The organism is Flavobacterium bomense, assembly GCF_003970355.1.
Genome location: NZ_RYDJ01000148.1, coordinates 1 through 1,258, shown reverse-complemented (window position 1 = coordinate 1,258; position 1,258 = coordinate 1). Strand labels below are relative to the sequence as shown.

1 protein-coding gene is annotated in these 1,258 nt (G+C 37.7%); it reads left to right on the top strand.

Annotated elements, in window-relative coordinates; genetic code table 11:
• Nucleotides 1-332: 332 nt before the first annotated feature.
• Nucleotides 333-1,136 carry an aldo/keto reductase gene (locus EKL98_RS16295; RefSeq protein ID WP_394343488.1) on the top strand — a complete coding sequence of 268 codons (804 nt, stop codon included), beginning with the start codon at nt 333-335 and terminating at the stop codon, nt 1,134-1,136.
• The last annotated feature ends 122 nt before the right edge of the window (nt 1,137-1,258 follow it).

Genomic DNA, 1,258 nt, shown 5'->3' with positions numbered 1-1,258 from the left:
CCCCTCAACCACGCTAGCGCAGTATTACAAACTGTGCCCACAATCAAGAGCAAAAAGTTTCACAGCTTAAACGAAACCGATAGCTCGGATTTACATAAATCTCCTGATAAACGCTAGCGCAGTTTTGCAAACTGTGCCCACTATCGAGAGCAAAAAATTTAATAGATAAAACGAATCTAAAAGAACAACTAATTATGGAAAAAAACAATAATGAGGTAAACCGTCGGGAGTTTTTAAAAGTAACCACAAAATTTACTGCTGCAACAATTTTTATTGGTTTGGGAAGTTCAGCACTTTTTGGTGCCAATACTGGAAACCAAAAGAAAATGTCAATTCCAACTGTGACTCTCAACAACGGTGTGGTAATGCCAAGACTAGGATTTGGTACAAATACCCTTGCTGACGCTGTAGGTGTTCGAAGTGTTTCCGAAGCCATTTCAGTAGGATATCGCCTCATTGACACTGCTCATATTTACGGAAATGAAGCAGCTGTAGGAGAAGGAATCAGGCAAAGTGGCATTGATAGAAAAGAACTGTTTTTAACATCGAAACTTTGGGTTGACTTTGCGGGTTATGAAAACACTAAAAAAGCATTTGAAACTTCTATAAAAAAATTGGGTGTAGATTATCTCGATCTTTATCTTATCCATAGACCTAGAGGAGATGTAAAAGGGTCTTGGCTAGCAATGGAAGAACTTGTTAAAGCTGGTAAAATTAGAGCTATTGGTGTGAGCAATTTTGACCCTGAGCAAATGAAGGAGTTGTTGTCATATGCCAAAATTGCACCCGCAATCAATCAAATTGAGACCAATGTTTTCTTTCAGGAGAAAGATTTATATCCTTTATTGAAGGGTTCAGCGACCCAAATAGAAGCTTGGTCTCCTCTGGCAGCTGGTCGTGGTGGAATTTTTAGCAACCCAATACTAGCTGCTATCGGCAAAAAGTATCAAAAGAGCATTGCTCAAGTTTGCTTAAGATGGCACTATCAACGGGGAGTTGTTACTATCCCAAGATCTTCCCAAAAAGCACACATGATTGAAAATCTGAATATTTTCGATTTTGAACTTGCAGAGTCTGACATGCAAACCATAGCAACTCTCGATTTAAATACTACTCAATTTCCGGAGTGGAAATGAGATAAATAAATTCTTGTTTTAGTGTTTTTTAGTTGCACATGAATTTAAATAAGTGACAATCCGATCCCTATTTGGAAAGCCGTTTTGTAATTAGAAAAGGTGTAATTTTGAAATCAAGAAAA